This window comes from Micromonospora sp. NPDC007208 (assembly GCF_042869175.1).
Classification (GTDB): Bacteria; Actinomycetota; Actinomycetes; order Mycobacteriales; family Micromonosporaceae; genus Micromonospora; species Micromonospora foliorum.
The window spans coordinates 114,687-132,080 of the sequence record NZ_JBIAFG010000012.1 but is presented as its reverse complement, the minus strand read 5'-3'; the positions used below and the strand labels follow the sequence as shown (position 1 = coordinate 132,080).

The 17,394-nt window shown below is 73.3% G+C and carries 14 protein-coding genes; 10 read left to right on the top strand and 4 right to left on the bottom strand.

The annotated features are described in order from the left end of the window. Positions 1 to 101: 101 nt before the first annotated feature. Positions 102 to 911, bottom strand: coding sequence for a DNA-formamidopyrimidine glycosylase family protein (locus tag ACFYL6_RS22835; protein ID WP_387173997.1), 810 nt, complete (start codon positions 909 to 911; stop codon positions 102 to 104). Positions 912 to 1,020: 109 nt separating this feature from the next. Here ACFYL6_RS22835 and ACFYL6_RS22830 point away from each other — a divergent pair, with 109 nt between their 5' ends. After that, positions 1,021 to 2,283, top strand: a complete 1,263-nt coding sequence (locus ACFYL6_RS22830; protein ID WP_387173995.1) for a hypothetical protein — start codon at positions 1,021 to 1,023, stop codon at positions 2,281 to 2,283. 33 nt (positions 2,284 to 2,316) lie between these two features. On the opposite strand, the gene ACFYL6_RS22825 is transcribed toward ACFYL6_RS22830, so the two are convergent. After that, a complete protein-coding gene (locus ACFYL6_RS22825; protein ID WP_091400463.1) occupies positions 2,317 to 2,538 on the bottom strand; it encodes a CPCC family cysteine-rich protein in 222 nt (73 codons plus the stop codon). A 46-nt stretch (positions 2,539 to 2,584) separates the two neighbouring features. Then, on the bottom strand, positions 2,585 to 3,385 hold the full coding sequence (locus ACFYL6_RS22820; protein WP_387173993.1) for an S-adenosyl-l-methionine hydroxide adenosyltransferase family protein: 801 nt from the start codon (positions 3,383 to 3,385) through the stop codon (positions 2,585 to 2,587). A gap of 101 nt (positions 3,386 to 3,486) precedes the next feature. On the opposite strand from ACFYL6_RS22820, the gene ACFYL6_RS22815 reads away from it, so the two are divergent. After that, entirely contained in the window at positions 3,487 to 4,044 is a 558-nt protein-coding gene (locus tag ACFYL6_RS22815) for a hypothetical protein (protein ID WP_387173991.1), read from the top strand. A gap of 113 nt (positions 4,045 to 4,157) precedes the next feature. On the opposite strand, the gene ACFYL6_RS22810 is transcribed toward ACFYL6_RS22815, so the two are convergent. Continuing rightward, the gene (locus ACFYL6_RS22810) at positions 4,158 to 8,828 is read right to left on the bottom strand and encodes a DEAD/DEAH box helicase (RefSeq protein ID WP_387173989.1); all 4,671 of its coding nucleotides are present in this window, start codon (positions 8,826 to 8,828) and stop codon (positions 4,158 to 4,160) included. Between the two features lie 178 nt (positions 8,829 to 9,006). Here ACFYL6_RS22810 and ACFYL6_RS22805 point away from each other — a divergent pair, with 178 nt between their 5' ends. The 8 genes from ACFYL6_RS22805 (at position 9,007) to ACFYL6_RS22770 (ending at position 17,355) form a co-directional block, all read left to right on the top strand. Then, positions 9,007 to 9,393 carry a hypothetical protein gene (locus tag ACFYL6_RS22805; RefSeq protein WP_387173987.1) on the top strand — a complete coding sequence of 129 codons (387 nt, stop codon included), beginning with the start codon at positions 9,007 to 9,009 and terminating at the stop codon, positions 9,391 to 9,393. Positions 9,394 to 9,666: 273 nt separating this feature from the next. Continuing rightward, positions 9,667 to 12,501 (top strand): Na+/H+ antiporter subunit A, encoded by a 2,835-nt coding sequence (locus ACFYL6_RS22800; RefSeq protein WP_387173985.1) that lies wholly within the window; start codon positions 9,667 to 9,669, stop codon positions 12,499 to 12,501. A gap of 114 nt (positions 12,502 to 12,615) precedes the next feature. Further along, complete coding sequence (locus ACFYL6_RS22795; protein ID WP_387173983.1) at positions 12,616 to 13,095, top strand: Na(+)/H(+) antiporter subunit C; 480 nt, start codon at positions 12,616 to 12,618, stop codon at positions 13,093 to 13,095. Continuing rightward, positions 13,095 to 14,600 carry a Na+/H+ antiporter subunit D gene (locus tag ACFYL6_RS22790; RefSeq protein ID WP_387173981.1) on the top strand — a complete coding sequence of 502 codons (1,506 nt, stop codon included), beginning with the start codon at positions 13,095 to 13,097 and terminating at the stop codon, positions 14,598 to 14,600. The genes ACFYL6_RS22795 and ACFYL6_RS22790 overlap by 1 nt, the downstream gene beginning before the upstream one ends. Further along, positions 14,597 to 15,208 carry a Na+/H+ antiporter subunit E gene (locus ACFYL6_RS22785; protein ID WP_387173979.1) on the top strand — a complete coding sequence of 204 codons (612 nt, stop codon included), beginning with the start codon at positions 14,597 to 14,599 and terminating at the stop codon, positions 15,206 to 15,208. The genes ACFYL6_RS22790 and ACFYL6_RS22785 overlap by 4 nt, the downstream gene beginning before the upstream one ends. Continuing rightward, positions 15,205 to 15,468: a monovalent cation/H+ antiporter complex subunit F gene (locus ACFYL6_RS22780; protein ID WP_238659661.1), complete on the top strand. Its 264-nt coding sequence runs from the start codon at positions 15,205 to 15,207 to the stop codon at positions 15,466 to 15,468. Before ACFYL6_RS22785 ends, ACFYL6_RS22780 begins: the two co-directional genes overlap by 4 nt. After that, positions 15,468 to 15,818 (top strand): monovalent cation/H(+) antiporter subunit G, encoded by a 351-nt coding sequence (gene mnhG / locus ACFYL6_RS22775; protein WP_387174114.1) that lies wholly within the window; start codon positions 15,468 to 15,470, stop codon positions 15,816 to 15,818. Before ACFYL6_RS22780 ends, mnhG begins: the two co-directional genes overlap by 1 nt. Positions 15,819 to 15,999: 181 nt before the next feature. Beyond that, a complete protein-coding gene (locus tag ACFYL6_RS22770; protein ID WP_387173977.1) occupies positions 16,000 to 17,355 on the top strand; it encodes a hemolysin family protein in 1,356 nt (451 codons plus the stop codon). The last annotated feature ends 39 nt before the right edge of the window (positions 17,356 to 17,394 follow it).

Genomic DNA, 17,394 nt, shown 5'->3' with positions numbered 1-17,394 from the left:
ACGGTGGGTGAGCGCTCAACCGCAGCATGCGACTCCGGCGGCCGGTTAGGAATTACCCAATCGTCCGTTTCTGCGATGGGTCTCGTTCGGCGAGCGCCTGCTCAGCCCAATGACGGCGGGCCCGGGCGCTCGGGCTGGCAGACCGGGCACCAGTAGGTGACCCGCTCGCCCAGCTCCTCCTTGTGGATGGCGGTGCCGCAGCGACGGCAGGGCTGGGCGCGGCGGCCGTACACGTAGCTGGTCTGCCCCCGGTGCAGCGAGCCGGTGCTGCTCTGCGTCCACCGACCCCGGTTGGCGGCGAGCAGCCGCTGGGCGAGGGCCACCAGGCCCGGCAGGTCGGGCACCCCGCCGACCGGGGTCCACGGCGACACGCCGCGCAGGAACAGCACCTCGCACTTGTAGAGGTTGCCCACGCCGGCCAGGTTGCGCTGGTCGAGCAGCGCCTCGCCGATGGTCTGCTCCGGGTGGTCGGCGAGTCGACGGACCGCCTCGGCCGGATCCCAGTCCGCGCCGAGCAGGTCGGGGCCGAGGTGGCCGACCAGTTGGTCCTCCTCGGTGGTCGGCACCAGGGCCAGGTCGTGCAGGTGGTAGCCGACCGCGACGGCGCCGGGGCTGCGCAGCACCACCCGGATCAGGTGCGCGGGTCGGCCGCTCCAGCGTTCCCCCGGTGCGTACGCCCGCCAGGCGCCGTCCATCCGCAGGTGGGAGTGCAGGGTCCAGTGCTCCCCGGTCGGGGCGCCGAGCCGCAGCAGCAGGTGCTTGCCCCGGCTGGCCGACTCGCGGACGGTCCAGCCGCTGAGGTCCGTGGTCGCCAGCTGCGGCACCCGGAAATCACTGCCGGAGATCCGCGCGCCGGCCAGCGCGCGGTGCAGCACGCGCGCGGTGTTCCAGACGGTGTCGCCTTCGGGCACCCTGCCATCCTCCCTCTTTCGAGCAAGATTCGCATGTGTCGCTATTTGTACACAGGTTCCTCATGATCTCCTGACATGCGAAGGTCAGGGGGTTCTGAGGAGAATGCCCATGACGCGACCGCGTTGTCGTATCCCATCCGTCGCCCTCATCGCCACCCTCTCCCTCCTGCTCGCCGCAGCGCTCCTGCCCGTCACCGGCACCGTCCCGGCCGCACCCGGCGGCACCCCGATCGCCCTCGTCGCCGCCGCACCCGGCGACGAACGGTGGAGCGCCGACCTCACCATCGTCGACCGCGACGATGTCAACGTCCGGCGCACCGCCGCCGGCCTACGCCTGCGGGAGGCCCGGCCCTCCGGGCGTGGCGCCCGCAGCCCGCACAGCGCGGTCGCCGAGGGGATGCTGTTGACCGCTCCCCGCACCCTCGCCCGACCGGCCACCCGGGTCCGCGCCGAGATCAGCGCCGCGGTACCGACCGGGGCGACCGTGGAGGCGCAGGTCCGCGGCTGGCGGGCCGCCGGCTGGACGGAGTGGCGGGCGGCCACCGGCGGCGTGGTCTTCGACCGCCCCGTCACCCGGGTGCAGACCCGGGTGGTGCTCACCGCCCCCGGGCGCGGCGCCACGGCGACGGTACGGGGCGTGCAACTCACCGCCGACGCGAACGCCGCCGTGTCCGCCGCCACACCGGGCCGCACCTACCGGGTGTACGCCACCCGCATCGGGCTCGTCGGTGAGGTGACCGCCAACGGCCGCACCGTGCAACCCCGCGACCATTTCGCGGCGTTGCCGTCGCGGCGGAGTCTGTCCCCGCTCAACACCGGCGACTACACCGTGCGGGTCTGCACGACCAGCGGCTCCCGCTGCGAGTACGCCCCGGTCTGGGACGTCGGGCCGTGGAACACCCGCGACGACTACTGGAACCTCTCGTCGGTCCGGGAGAACTGGAAGAACCTGCCGCAGGGCCGGCCCGAGGCGCAGGCCGCGTACCAGTCCGGCTACAACGGCGGCCGGGACCAGTTCGGGCGGACCGTGCTCAACCCGGCCGGCATCGACCTGGCCGACGGCACGTTCTGGGACGGGCTGCGGCTGACCACCAACGCCTGGGTGGACGTCGCCTACCTGTGGACCGGAGGCGGGCCGCGCGGCGTGGTCGGTGACGGGCCGCTCAACATCCGCACCGGGCCCAGCACGTCGTACGCGACCCGTGGCCTCGCCGCCCGGCTCGCCCACGTGCCGATCCAGTGCTACGTCACCGGTCAGTCGGTCGCCGGCCCCTACCGCACCACCACCCGCTGGAACCGCCTGGCCAGCGGCCAGTACGTCAGCCACGCGTACATCTCCAGCGTGTACGGCGGCAGCGTGCCGGCCTGCTGAGCCACGCTCGCCCCGTCGGGCGTCGCCTCAGCGTCAGGGGCGCTCGTCGGGGCGAGCCGTGCGCACCATGTCCTGGTAGCGCGGGTGACTGGCACCGTAGACGGCGTAGTTGAGGCGGGCGTGCGTGAGGCTCAGGTCGCCGTTGGGGCCACCCCGCACGGCGTCGGCGTCGGCGTCGGTCTGGCCGTCGTCGGTCCAGAAACAGACGGGGCAGGTCCCCCCGCCGGTCCGGGATGCACAGCAGGGACAGCCCACAGGAACCACATGCTCACCCACCGGAGAAGCATTCCACAGTCGAACATCAGCCCGATACCCGCAGGAGGTCCCCCGGGGACACCGCGAGGAGGTCCGCGGCCCGTCCGCCGTTGACCGCGACCGCGACCAGACCGGCCGAGTCGACGTACGCCACCAGGCCACCGGCCGGGGCGTCGCCGAAGGTCCGCCCGTGCACCGCCGCACGGGCCGGTGCCGGTCCCGGCGCACCCACCCGGAGCGTGCCCGGCAGCGGATCGAGCAGTTCGGCCGGTGCGGCCAGTTGGACGTTGCCGAAGTGGTCCACGGTCAGCACCTCGGCGGTGAAGCCATCGGCGTCCCGGGTCACCGTCGGCGTCGGTAGCCGCACCAGCCCGGCCGGGTCGACCGGTGGGCCCGCATCGGCCAGCGGCGCGCCGAGCGCCAGCCGGGCCGCCACCGGCGCGAAGACGTCCCGGCCGTGGAACGTGGTGGACACCCGGGCGGCCAGCCAACCCGGCTCGCTCAGCTCTACCGCGTCGGTCACCCCACCGAGCGCGGTGGCCGCGTCCAGCAGCAACCCGTTGTCCGGACCGACAAGCAACCCGCCCGGGGTGGCCAGCGCGACCGCCCGTCGGGCGGTGCCCACGCCCGGGTCGACCACCGCCATGTGCACCCCCACCGGCAGGTACGGCACGGTCTGCGCCAGCACGGCGGCACCCCGCCGGACGTCCGCCGGCGGCACCAGATGGGTCACGTCGATGACCCGGGCGGCCGGCGCGATCCGAGCGATGACCCCGTGACAGGCGGCCACGAAGCCGTCGGTGAGGCCGTAGTCGGTGGTCAGCGAGATCCAGGGCACTGCGGACATGCCCGCAGGCTAGTGGAACCGCGGGGTGCTGGCGGATACGGGACAGCGCAGTGGCCGACCGGCCCCTCCCGCCGCTGGGTGACGTTGGGCAGACTGCCCTGGTGACAACTCGGAACCTCCCCGCGCTCGGAATCCTGCTGGTCGCGGTCGCCCTGACCGCCGGCTGTGGCAGTGACGACGACGGCCGCCCGAACGCGACCCCATCCGTCTCGTCCGAGGCGGCCCCGACCGACCTGCCGACGCCCCCGGCCTCGCCCGGCGTCGACGGTGCGACCCCGCCCTCCGCCGCGGCGCAGGGCACGACGCAGCGGCGACCGGCCAGCCCGCCACCGGTGGTGCTGCCCAAGCGTCCGGCCAGTGCTCCCGGGGCGAAGCAGGTCGTCGACGCCTTCCGGGCCGCCGGCCTGAAGGTGCCGCACCCGAAGGACCGCTCGGTCGACTGTGGGCCGGACGGCCTCGGCCTGGGCTGCTCCGAGCTGATGGCCACCGACGCCGTCACCGTCTACGTCTTCCCGGACGAGACCAGCGCCAGCGACATCGCCGAGACGTGGGGTGGCCAGTCGTACCGGCGTGGCGCGGTGGTGCTGAACTACCTGGAGGCGAAGACCCCGGCCGCCGACCGGCCCCGCTACGAGAGGGTCCTCAACGGCCTGGGCTGACGTGCCGGCGTGGCCCAAGCATGTCGTTCTCTTGACTGTGATGTCTGTGAGTCATCGTGATGACTCACAGACATCAGGCTCTCTGCTGGATTGCCCTCGGCGGGGCCCTGGCGTTAGCCGCGCAGGCGCAGGCCGCGGGGGGTGGCCCGGAAGCCGGCGGCGGTCAGCGCCTCCCGCAGCGGCGACGAGTGCACCGCCTCGCCGTCGGCCCGTTCCACCGACATCGCGCCCAACGCTCCGGAGTGGACGGCGTCGGCGAGCGCCTTGCCGGCCGCGGCGAGCGTGTCGGTGTCGTCGCTGAAGGAGAGCAGCGTCCGACCGCCGCGTTCGACGTAGAGAACGAGGTCACCGCCGACCTGCACCACCAGGGCGCCCGCCTTGCGGCCGGCCCGGTGACCGGTCGCCGGGGTGGCCCCGTCGCCGGAGTCGACCACCCGTTCCGGCCAGGGCAACGCCGCGCCGTACGGGTTGGCCGGGTCGGTCGCGGCGAGCACGGTGGCCACCCCGCCCCGCCCCCGGGCACCGTCGGTCGGCTCGGCCAGCGCGCGCAGCCGGTCCACCGCACCGGGTACGGCGAACTGCGCCGCGCCGAGCCCTTCGACGAAGTAGCCCCGGCGGGCCGCGCCGCGCTCCTCCAGCGCCGACAGCACCGGGTAGACCGCCGAGAACCCGCCGACCACCTGCTCAGCCATCACCGCGCCCCGAGTGACCACCCCGTGTCGTTCGAGCAGCAGGTCGGCGAGCGCGGCGGCCCGCCGGGTCGGGTCGAGGTCCCGCTCCGGGAGACGTGACCAGCGGCCGGCGACCGTCGGTGGGCCACCGCGGGTCGGCAGCGCCACCCGACCGGGCCGCCGGTAACGGGTGCGGGGCGCGGACGGCCGGGAGCGGTGCGCGCCGCCAGCGCCGAGCACCGCGCGCAGCGGCGCGAGGGTGTCGTTGCTGAGATGCCCCGCCCAGACCAGATCCCAGATCACCCCGGTCAGCGCGGCGTCGTCGGTCGAGCCGACCCGGTCGGCCAGCGGGCGGAAGAACAGCGCCTGCCCGTCGCCGAGCGCGTCGAGCACCGCGTCGTGCAGCGGGGTGCGGGTCAACGCCTCGTCGGGCGGCGGAAGCAGCAGCGGCGCGGCGTCCGCGTACGCCAACGTGACCCAGCCGTCGCCCCCGGAGATCGCGCCCGACCCCGCCCAGAGCACCTCCCCGCTCGCGCACAGCTCGTCGAGTTGGGCGGGGGAGTAGTCCGCGACCCGTGCGGGCAGCACCAACCGCTCCAGGGCCGAGGCGGGCACCGCCGCCCCCTGCAACTGCTCCACGGTGGCGGCGAGCGCCTCCACACCCCGGGCGGACGAGCCGACCTGCTGCCAGCGGGGCAGGAACGTCGCCAGCGCCCGGGGCGGCACCGGCTCGATCTCCCGGCGCAGCGCCGCGAGCGAACGGCGGCGCAGCATCCGCAGCACCTCGGCGTCGCACCACTGGGCGCCGGCCGAATCCGGGGTGAACTCCCCGGAGACCACCCGCCCGGTGGCGCCGAGCCGGCGCAGCGCCTGCTCGACGACGAACACGCCGAGGCCGAACCGGGCCGCGCAACTGGCCGCCGCGAACGGCCCGTGGGTGCGGGCGTAGCGGGCCACCAGGTCACCGAGCGGATCGGCCACCGGGGCGAGGTACGCCTCGGCCACCCCCATCGGCAGCGCCACGCCGAGGGCGTCGCGCAGGCGGGCGGCGTCCTCGACGCCCACCCAGCGCTGCTCGCCCGCGATCCGGACCCGCAGCACCCGGCGGGTCGCCTCCAGCTCGTTGAGCCACGCCTCCGGCACACCCCGCTCGGTCAGCTCGGCGTCGCTCAGGTCACCGAGCACCCGCAGCAGCTCGACGACGTCCTCGGCGTCGCGGGGGCGGCGCTGCTCGGTCAGCCACCGCAGCTGTCGGTCGGTCTCGCTGAGCACCGCCGGGTCGAGCAACTCCCGCAGGTCGACGCGGCCGAGCAGCTCGCCGAGGAGGGTGGAGTCGAGGGCGAGCGCGGCGGCGCGGCGCTCGGCGAGCGGGGCGTCACCCTCGTAGAGGAACGCGCCGACGTAGCCGAAGAGCAGCGACCGCGCGAACGGGGACGGCGCGTTGGTCTCCACCTCGACCAGCCGCACCTTGCGGGTGGCCAGGTCGCGCATCAGCCCGGCCAGGGCCGGCTGGTCGAAGACGTCCTGGAGGCACTCCCGGGCGGCCTCCAGGGTGACCGGGAAGTCCGCGTACTCGCGGGCGACGTCGAGCAGTTGCGCGGCGCGTTGCCGTTGCTGCCAGAGCGGTTGGCGGCGGCGCGGGTCGCGGCGCGGCAGCAGCAGGGACCGCGCGGCACACTCCCGGAAACGGGCGGCGAAGAGGGCGGAGGTGCCGACCGACTCCTCCACCAGCTGGGTGATCTCCTCGGGCTCGAAGACCACCACGTCGGCGCCGGGAGGCTCGTCGGCGGTGTCCGGAAGTCGTATGACGATGCCGTCGTCGGAGGGCATCACCTGGGCGTCCACCCCGTACCGCTCGGCCAGCCGGCGGCCCACCGCGAGGGCCCACGGCCCGTTGACCCGGGCGCCGAGCACGCTGTGCACGGCCAGTCGCCAGTCACCCAGCTCGTCGCGGAACCGCTCGACCACGACCGTGCGGTCGTCGGGCAGCGAGCGGGTGGCCTCCCGCTGCTCGCGCAGGTAGGCCATCAGGTTGCTCGCGGCCCACTCGTCCAGCCCGCCGTCGCGCAACGCGGCCAGTGCCGCCTCGTCGGTCTGTCGCAGCAGGGTGCGCACCCGGGCGCCGATGGCCCGACCCAACTCGACCGGCCGACCGAGCTGGTCGCCCTTCCAGAACGGCATGCGCGCGGCCTGCCCTGGTGCGGGCGAGACCAGCACCCGGTCAGGAGTGATCTCCTCGATCCGCCACGAGGACGAGCCGAGCAGGAAGACGTCGCCGACCCGGGACTCGTAGACCATCTCCTCGTCCAGCTCGCCGACCCGGGCGGCCCGCTCGGCGCCGGCCAGGAAGACCCCGAACAGACCCCGGTCGGGGATGGTGCCGCCGCTGGTCACCGCGAGTCGCTGCGCGCCGGGGCGGCCGGTCAGCAGGTCGGTGGCCCGGTCCCAGACCAGGCGGGGGCGCAGCTCGGCGAAGGCGGTGGACGGGTAGCGGCCGGAGAGCATGTCGAGCACGGCGTGCAGCGCCGAGTCGGGCAGCTCGGCGAAGGGCGCGGCCCGACGGACCAGCACGGCCAGGTCACCGAGCGACCATGGCTCCAGTGCCACCATCGCGACGATCTGCTGGGCCAGCACGTCCAGTGGATTGCGCGGGTAGTGCAACTCCTCGATCGCGCCGTCGGTCATCCGCTCGGCGACCACCGCGCAGGAGAGCAGATCGCCGCGGTGCTTGGGGAAGACCACCCCGCGGGAGACGGCGCCCACCTGGTGCCCGGCCCGGCCGACCCGTTGCAGCCCGGCGGCCACGCTCGGCGGCGCCTCGATCTGCACCACCAGGTCGACCGCGCCCATGTCGATGCCCAGCTCCAGGCTGGAGGTGGCCACCACCGCCGGCAGCTGGCCGGACTTGAGCGCCTCCTCGATGTGCTTGCGCTCTTCCCGGGAAACACTGCCGTGGTGGGCGCGGGCGATCACGGGCGCCGCGCCGGTGGCCGCGCCGGACTGGGCCATCACCTCGGCCGGCGGCCGATTGCGCACCGGACTGGCGGGGCCACCCCAGCGCTGCGCGTCGCCCGCCGGGTCGTCGCCACCCGCCGGGTCGTCGCCCGCCGGCAACCCCTCCGGTACGCCGATCGGGCCCTCGTCCGACACGGATGCGGCCACCGCCTCGGCGGCCAGCTCGTTGAGCCGGGCGCAGAGGCGCTCGGCGCTGCGGCGGGAGTTGGTGAAGACGATTGTCGAGCGGTGTTGCCCAATGAGGGTGAAGACCCGCTCCTCCACGGCCGGCCAGATCGACGCCCGACGTGGCCCGGGGCCGCCGAGGTCGTCCTCCGGTGGCTGTTCCTGCTCGTCCAGGCGGGTCATGTCCTCCACCGGGACCTGCACGCTGACCTCGATGGTCTTCGGGGTGGCCGGCTGCACCACGTCGACCGGGCGGGCGCCACCGAGGAACTGCGCGCAGGCGTCGATCGGCCGGACGGTGGCCGAGAGCCCGATGCGCTGCGCCGGGGCGGGCAGCAGCTCGTCGAGGCGTTCGAGGGAGAGGGCGAGGTGGGCGCCGCGTTTGCTGCCGGCCACCGCGTGCACCTCGTCGATGATCACTGTCTGGATGCCGCGCAGCGAGTCGCGGGCCGCGGACGTGAGCAGCAGGAACAGCGACTCGGGCGTGGTGATGAGGATGTCGGGCGGGGTGCGGGCGAAGGCTCGTCGCTCGTCGGCGGGCGTGTCGCCGGTGCGCATGCCGACGGTGATGTCGGGCGGTGCGACGCCCAGCCGGGTGGCCGCCTGCCGGATGCCGGCCAACGGAGCGCGCAGGTTGCGTTCCACGTCGACGGCGAGGGCCTTGAGCGGGCTGACGTAGAGCACGCGGCACCGCTGGCGGGCCTCGGTCGGGGCCGGCTCGCGGGCGAGGCGGTCCAGTGACCAGAGGAAGGCCGCGAGCGTCTTGCCCGAGCCGGTGGGTGCCACCACGAGCGCGTTGCGACCGGCGGCGACCGACCGCCAGGCGCCGGTCTGCGCGGCGGTCGGGGCGGCGAAGGCGTTATCGAACCAGGCACGGGTGGCCGGGCCGAACCCGGCGAGCACCGCGCCGGCGTCTGCGTCTGCCCCGGTCACCGGTCTATCGTGCCCCGCCGGTCCGACATCCACGAACGACCGCACGACGGAATGGACCGGCAAAAGGCCAAAAGCGTGGAACGTGCGCTTAATACGTTAAGTCTCACTTAACTGCTTGCTTCCAAGGAGCAACATAAAGTAACTTCACTCGCAACGCGAACCGGGGTGAGGGGATTTGATGGCCGGCGAGCAGCGCACCATCGAACCGGGCACCGACGTGCTGATTCGCAAGGTCGACAGCCACCTCGCCGCGCTCCGTGCCGGCCTGCACGGCCCGGAGCTGGAGCTCGCCGAACGTCTCGCCCACTGCCTGCGCGAGTTGGTCCTCTGCACCGCCCAGGCTAGCGCCGCCGACCGGGGTCAGGTCCGCGTTGCCGTCCACTACTTCGTGCTGCGTCGCGAGAGCCGCGGCCGCCTGCTGTCGGTGCGGTCGCTGACCGCCGCCGAGCGGGTGGTCGACCGGGTCGCCCGCCAACTCGGTCGCCCCGACCTGCTCGCCGAGCTGCGCCGCGACCGCCCCGCACCCGACGACGCGCAACCCCTCAACAACGCCCTCCTGCGCTGACCCGCCCAACCCCGCCCCCTGGCCCCGCCCCCGGCCCACCCTGCCCCGCCCCCTCCCGCGTTGATCAAGAGGTTTGCGTCATCTACGCCCGCATTCCTGACGCAAACCTCTTGATCAACGGTCGAGGCTGGGGAGGCCGGGGTGGGGGTTGGGGTTGGGGTTGAGGGCTGGGCGAATTCCGGTAAAACCGCCCGGATGGCCACGAACTGGCGTCTGATCGCTGCTAGGCGCCACCGCTGCCACGGGCGTCGGCCATGTCGATCGGGAGCGCAGGTGCTGGTACTGCTCATCCTCCATCTCGTGGCGGCGCTCGCCGCGCCCCTGTTCGTCCGCTGGTGGGGTCCGCGCGCGTGCTACCCGTTGGCGCTCGCGCCGGCCGCCGCGTTCTGCTGGGCGGCGGCCCGCACCCCGGCCGTTGCCCACGGCGGGGCGGTGGTCGAGACGTACCCGTGGATCCGGCAGTTGGGTCTCGACATCGCGTTCCGGCTCACCACGCTGTCCTGGCTGATGACGCTGCTGATCGGCGGCGTCGGCGCGCTGGTGCTGGTCTACAGCGCCCGCTACTTCAGCGCCGGCTCCACCGGGCTGGCGCGGTTCGCCGCGGTCCTGGTCGCCTTCGCCGGCGCGATGCTCGTCCTGGTCTTCGCCGACGACCTGCTGCTGCTCTACGTCGGCTGGGAGCTGACCACGATCTTCTCGTACCTGCTGATCGGGCACAGCACCGAACGGCGGTCCAGCCGTTGGGCGGCGGCGCAGGCGTTGACCGTCACCACGCTGGGCGGGCTCGCCATGCTGGTCGGCTTCATCATGCTGGGCCAGCACGCCGGCACCTACCGCTGGTCGGAGATCAGCGCACAGCCGCTGCCCGGCGGCGGGTACCTGGTGGGCGCCGTGCTGCTGATCCTGGCCGGTGCGCTGTCCAAGTCGGCGGTGCTGCCGTTCAGCTCGTGGCTGCCGGTCGCGATGGCGGCACCCACACCGGTCAGCGCCTACCTGCACGCCGCCGCCATGGTCAAGGCCGGCGTCTACCTGGTCGGGCTGCTCGCGCCGGTGCTCGCCGCGGTCGGCCCGTGGCGGCCGGTGGTGCAGGTCGCCGGCGTGGCGACCATGCTGCTCGGCGGTTGGGCCGCGCTGCGCCAGACCGACCTCAAGCTGCTGCTGGCGTACGGGACGGTCAGTCAGCTCGGCCTGCTGGTCGCGGTGACCGGCTCGGGCACCCCGGACGCCGCGCTGGCCGGTACCGCGATGCTGCTGGCGCACGCCCTGTTCAAGGCGGCGCTGTTCCTGGTCGTCGGCATCATCGACCACGGCGCCGGCACCCGGGACCTGCGCGAGCTGTCCGGGCTGCGGCACTGGTCCCGGCCGCTGTTCGTGGTCGCCGTGCTGGCCGCGGCGTCGATGGCCGGGGTGCCACCACTGGTCGGCTTCGTGGCCAAGGAGGCGGTGTTCGGGGCGTTCACCGACCAACCTGTGCTCCTCACCGGTCTGGTCGCGGGGACGGTGCTCACCGTCGCGTACAGCGCCCGGTTCCTCTGGGGCGCGTTCGCCGACCGGCCGGGTGTGGAACCGGTCCCGCCGGGGTCGATCGCCGCGTCGCTGCTGGTGCCGCCCACGGTCCTCGCCGGTGTCGGTCTGCTCGCCGGTCCGGCCGCGAGCGTGCTGGACGACCTGCTGCGCCCGTACGCCGATCTGCTCGGCGGGGTCGACGCGCACCTGGCGCTCTGGGCCGGACCGACCCCGGCGCTCGGCCTGTCCGTGCTGGCCCTCGCCGGCGGCGGCCTACTGTTCGCCGTGCGCGGGCCGCTCGCGCCGATGCTGGCCCGGCTCCGGTCACCAGTGGGGGGCAACGCGGGGTACGAGTGGGTCGTGGGCCGGTTCGACCGGCTGGCCATCGAGGTCACCAGCGCGACCCAGCGCGGCTCCCTGCCGCAGTACCTGGGCATCATCCTGGTCACCCTGGTGCTGGTGCCCGGCGCGGCGATGCTCTCCGCCAGCCCCTGGCGGGCGCGGATCCCGCTCTGGGACAGCCCGCTGCAACCGGTGGTCGTGGTGGTGATCACGGTGGCGGCGGTGTTGGCGGTCGGTGCCCGTCGCCGGCTGACCGCGATGCTGCTGGTGGGCATGACCGGCTACGGCACGGCGATGCTGTTCGTGCTGCACGGGGCGCCGGACCTGGCGCTCACCCAGTTCCTGGTGGAGACCTCGACGATCGCGGTCTTCGTGCTGGTGCTGCGTCGCCTGCCGGAGCGGTTCTCGGCCCGCCCGCTGCGCCGTACCCGTTGGGTCCGTCGGGCGATCGGGGTGGCGGCGGGAGGGGTGGCCGCCGGGCTGGCCCTCACCGCCGTCGGCGCCCGCCGGGCCCCGGACATCTCCGCCGCCTTCCCGGATCTGGCGGTGGCGCACGGGTACGGCCGCAACGCGGTCAACGTGACCCTTGTCGACATCCGGGCCTGGGACACGATGGGCGAGCTGGCGGTGCTGGTGGTGGCCGCGACCGGGGTGGCCAGCCTGATCTTCGAGCGCTCCCGCACGGGGCCGCGACCGCGCCGGCCCGGGTCGGACCAGCGGGCGGGTGGACCCGACCGGCCGGTGTGGCTGCGCGGCGGCGCCACCCTCTACGAGGAGCGCCGCTCGATCGTGTTGGAGGTGGTCATCCGGCTGATCTTCCACACCGTGGTGCTGTTCTCACTGTTCCTGCTCTTCTCCGGGCACAACGCGCCGGGCGGCGGGTTCGCCGGTGGGCTGGTGGCGGGTCTCGCCCTGGTGGTCAGGTATCTGGCCGGCGGCCGGTACGAGTTGACCGAGGCGGCCCCGATCGGGGCCGGCGCGATTCTCGGCGCCGGGCTGGCCGTGGCGGTGGGCAGCGGCGTGGTGGCGCTGCTGGTCGGTGGGTCGGTGCTGGAGAGCGCGAAGGTCGACCGGACGCTGCCACTGATCGGCGACGCCCATCTGGTCACGTCGCTCTTCTTCGACATCGGCGTGTACCTGGTCGTGATCGGGTTGGTGCTGGACATCCTGCGCAGCCTCGGCGCCGAGGTGGACCGGCACATCGAGGCCACCGGAACGGCGGCGGGCGGTCTGACCGTCGACAAAGGGGAGCGGGCGTGAGCGCGAGGAGTGAGCCGGGTTTGCGAGCCCCGCAGTCGCGAACAGGGGTGGCACGGTGAGCGCGAGGAGTGAGCCGGGTTTGCGAGCCCCGCAGTCGCGAACAGAGGTGGCACGGTGACGGCGAGCGGTGCGGGGCCGACGTTGGTGCTGGTGTTGGCCGTCGCGGTGCTGGTCGGGTGCGGGGTGATCCTGCTGTTGGAGCGCAGCCTGACCCGGATCCTGCTCGGGGTGATCATGCTCGGCAACGGGGTGAACCTGTTGATCCTGTTGGGCGGGCGGTCGGGTGGGGCTCCGATCGTCGGTACGGGGCCGGTGGAGCGGATGAGTGACCCGCTGCCGCAGGCGATGGTGCTGACCTCCATCGTGATCACGTTCGGGTTCACCGCGTTCCTGCTCGCGGTCGCGTACCGCAGCTGGTATCTCTCCGGTGACGACGAGGTCCCCGACGACCTGGAGGACCGGCAGATCATCCGCCGGGCCGTGCGGAACGAGGCGGGCGCGGTCGACTTCGGCGGGGAGGGTCCGAACGGCGACCCGGAGCAGGTCGATCCGGAGCCGGCCCGCCGACGGCTACGACGCGGGGATGACGCGTGATGAGCACGCTGGTGCCGCTGCCGGTGGTGGTGCCACTGCTCGGTGCGGCGCTGACCCTGCTGCTGGCCGGGAAGCCCCGACTCCAGCGCGCGATCAGCGTGCTGTGTCTGGGCGGCACGCTCACGGTGGCGGTGCTGCTGCTGGTGCAGGCGTACCGGCACGGGCCGGTGGTGGTGGCGGTCGGGGCGTGGCCGGCGCCGGTCGGCATCGTCCTGGTGGCCGACCAACTCGCCGCGCTGATGCTTGTGGTGTCCTCGGCGGTGACCCTCTGCGTGCTGCTGTACTCGATCGGCCAGGGTCGCAACGAGACGAGCGAGAGCTCACCGGTGTCGATCTTCCACCCGACGTACCTGGTGCTCACCGCGGGTGTCACCAACGCGTTCCTGGCCGGTGACCTGTTCAACCTCTTCGTCGGGTTCGAGATCCTCCTGGCCGCCAGCTTCGTGCTGATCACCCTGGGCGGCACCGAGACCAGGATCCGGACCGGGTCGACGTACGTGGTGGTCAGCATCCTCTCCTCGATGATCTTCCTGACGTCGGTGGGTCTGGTGTACGCGGCCACCGGCACGCTCAACCTCGCCCAGCTCGCCCAGCGCCTCGACGACCTGCCCGACGGCGTCCGACTGGCCCTGGAGCTGATGCTGCTGCTGGCGTTCGCGATCAAGGCGGCGGTCTTCCCCCTGTCGGCCTGGTTGCCGGACAGCTACCCCACCGCGCCGGCCCCGGTCACGGCCGTCTTCGCGGGTCTGCTCACCAAGGTGGGCGTCTACGCGATCATCCGTACCGAGACGTTGCTGTTTCCCGGTGGGCGTGCCCACGTGCTGCTCATGGTCGTCGCCGGGTTGACCATGGTGATCGGCATCCTCGGTGCGGTGGCCCAGTCCGACCTGAAGCGAATGTTCTCGTTCACCCTGGTCAGTCACATCGGCTACATGATCTTCGGGGTGGCGTTGAGCACCGCCGCCGGACTCTCCGGCGCGATCTTCTACGTGGTGCACCACATCACCATCCAGACCACGCTGTTCCTCGTCGCCGGGCTGGTCGAGGAGCGCGCCGGCAGCACCGACCTGCGTCGTATCGGCGGGCTGGCCCGGGTGGCGCCGCTGCTGGGTGTGCTGTTCTTCGTCCCGGCCATGAACCTCGCCGGAGTGCCACCGTTCTCCGGCTTCCTCGGCAAGCTCGGCCTGCTCCAGGCCGGGGTGGCGGTAGGTGGACCCCTGCCCGGGGTGCTGGTCGCGGCCGGCACGCTGACCAGCCTGCTCACCCTGTACGTGGCGTCCCGGGTGTGGAACATCGCGTTCTGGCGCGCGCCCCGGCTGGCCACCAACGAACCGGTCGTCCGGTTGCCGAGGCTGATGGTGGGCGCCACCGTGGCCCTGGTCGCCCTCGGGTTGGCGTTGACCGTGCTGGCCGGGCCGCTCTTCGACGTCACCGCCGACGCGGCCGCGGACCTGCGCCTGCGCACCCCGTACGTGCGTGCCGTGCTGCCGGGCGGCGTGCCGTGACCGGCTCCCCCGAGCCGGCTCCGGACGCCCCCGGGCCCCCAGCGGTGGGGCGGGGTCGGCTCGGGCGCTGGCGGGACCAGGCGGTGGCGCTCGGGTGGCTGGTGCTGGTCTGGAGTCTGCTCTGGGGCGACATCAACTGGGCCAACCTCATCGGCGGCCTGCTGGTGGGTGCGGCCGTGCTGGTGTTCTTCCCGCTGCCGGCGGTCAGCTTCGGTGGCCGGTTGCGACCGTGGGCGCTGCTGGTGTTCGCGGGCCGGTTCGCCGTCGAGCTGGTCAGCGCGAGCCTGCACGTCGCCCGGATCGCCGTGCAGCCCGGCTACCGGCCGCGCGGGGCGATCATCGCGGTCCGGTTGCGGGTGTCCACAGACCTGAACCTGGCGCTCACCGCCGAGGCGGTCTCATTGGTGCCGGGCACGCTGATCCTCGAGGTGGACCGGGACTCCGGAACGCTCTACCTGCACGTCCTGGACACCCACGGCCCGGGGGACCTGGACGCGGCCCGGGAACGCACGCTCACCGTCGAGCGGCGAATCATCCGCGCGGTCGGCGCCACCACCGAACTGCGCCACCTCGACGTCGCCACACCCGAGAAGGGAACCCGCCCGTGACCACGTTCCTGGCTGTCGTCCTCACCGCCCTGCTGTCGGTCACCGCGCTCCTCGCGCTGGCCCGCCTCTACCGTGGCCCCTCGCTGGTGGACCGGGTGATCGCGGCGGACATGCTGCTCGCCACGATGGTCGGCGCGGTGGGCGCCGAGGCGGCCGTCAACCGGCACGCCAGCACCCTGCCCGTGCTGGTGGTGCTCTCCCTGCTCGGCTTCGTGGGCTCGGTGTCGCTGGTCCGCTTCGCCGTCCGGGAGCAGCAGTGATCGCGACGATCGCGGACTGGCTCGGCGCCGGTTGTCTGGTCGCCGGCGCGCTGCTCGGCCTGGCCGCCGGGATCGGCGTACTGCGCTTCCCGGACGCGCTGTCCCGGATGCACGCGGCCACCAAGCCGCAGGTGCTGGGGGTGCTCCTGCTGCTGCTGGGCATCGCGTTGCGGCTGCGGTCCTCGGCGGATCTGGGCATGATCCTGCTGGTGGCGGTCTTCCAGTTGGCGACCGCGCCGGTCGCGGCGCAGATGATCGGGCGGGCCGCGTACCGGTCGGGGCGGCTCGACCGGAGCCTGCTCGACGCCGATGAGCTGGCCGAGCGCGGTTCGGGTGATAAGCCGGTGTGACGCGCGGTGGCACCTGCCGAACCGGACGTTCCGCTCCTTCGGCCCACCCCCAGCGGAGTCCCAGCCAGCGCCGATAAAATGACGGCATGATCGACTCTTCTGCCCAGGAGGGCAGCAGTAGCCAGCCGGGTCGTGCCCGGCATATCCCCGTACCGACGACCCCGGGAGCCCTGAGCGACCCGTGCTGATCGTCGTCGGTCTCCTTCTGATCATTCTTCTCACTGCCGCCACCGGCTATTTCGTGGCGCAGGAGTTCGGCTACGTCGCCGTGGACCGGGGCAAGCTGCGCCAGCTCGCCGATGACGGCGACCAGGCCGCCGCCCGGGCCCTGACCGTCACCAGCCGGCTCTCCTTCATGCTCTCCGGCGCCCAACTCGGCATCACCGTCACCGCGCTGCTGGTCGGCTACGTCGCCGAGCCGTACCTGGGCGGTGGCCTCGCCGACCTGCTCGACGTGGCCGGCGTCAGCGAGGCGGTCAGCCTGCCGCTGTCGGTGGCGTTGGCCCTGGTCATCGCCACCATCGTGCAGATGGTCCTCGGTGAGCTGGCCCCGAAGAACCTGGCCATCGCCCGGGCCGAACGACTGGCCCGGGCGCTGAGCCGCTCCACCCTGATCTACCTGGCCGTCGCCGGGCCGCTGATCCGGCTCTTCGACCGGGCGTCGGTCCGTCTGCTGCGCCGCATCGGTATCGAACCGATCGAGGAGCTGCCCAGCGGCGCCACCCCGGCGGACCTGGAACAGATCATTGCCGAGTCCCGCGAGGAGGGCAGCCTGGACGCCGAGATGTCCACGCTGCTCGACCGAGGTCTCGACTTCCGCGAACTGACCGCCGGCGAGGCCATGGTGCCGCGCGTCGACGTGCACACCGTACGGGCGCACGAGCCGGTGAGCCGGGTGGTCGAGCTGCTGGACACCGGCCACTCCCGCTTCCCGGTTCGGGGTGCGGAGGGCGTCGACGACCTGCTCGGCATCGTCGGCATCGCCGACGTGCTCGGCGTACCCCCGGGGGAGCGGGCCACCACCCCGGTGAGTGCGGTGGCCGGGCCGCCGCTGCTCGTACCGGAGACGTTGCCCCTGCCCACGGTGCTCGACCGCCTGCGGTCCGGGCACCGGCAGATGGCGTGCGTGGTCGACGAGTACGGCGGCTTCGCCGGCGTCATCACGCTGGAGGACATCGCCGAGGAGCTGGTCGGCCCGATCCGCGACGAGGACGACCCACCGGAGCGGGCCCCGGCCCGGCAGGACGACGGGTCCTGGGTGGTGCCGGCCCGCTGGCGGATCGACGAGGTCGCCGACAGCACCGGGATCGCCCTGCCCGAGGCCCCCGAGTACGACACCCTGTCCGGGTTGGTGATGCGGGAGCTGGGTCGGGTGCCGGAGGTCGGTGACCGACTGGAGATCAGCCTGTTGCCCGAGGGGGCGGACGGCGAGGACAACGAGGCGGAGCCCCGGGCGCTGGTCGAGGTGCTGGCCGTGGACCGGCACGTGGCCGACTCGGTGCGGTTGCAGCTGACCAAACCGGGGGTGACCGCATGAGCGCGAGGAGTGAGCTTGCGAGCCCCGCAGTCGCGAGTG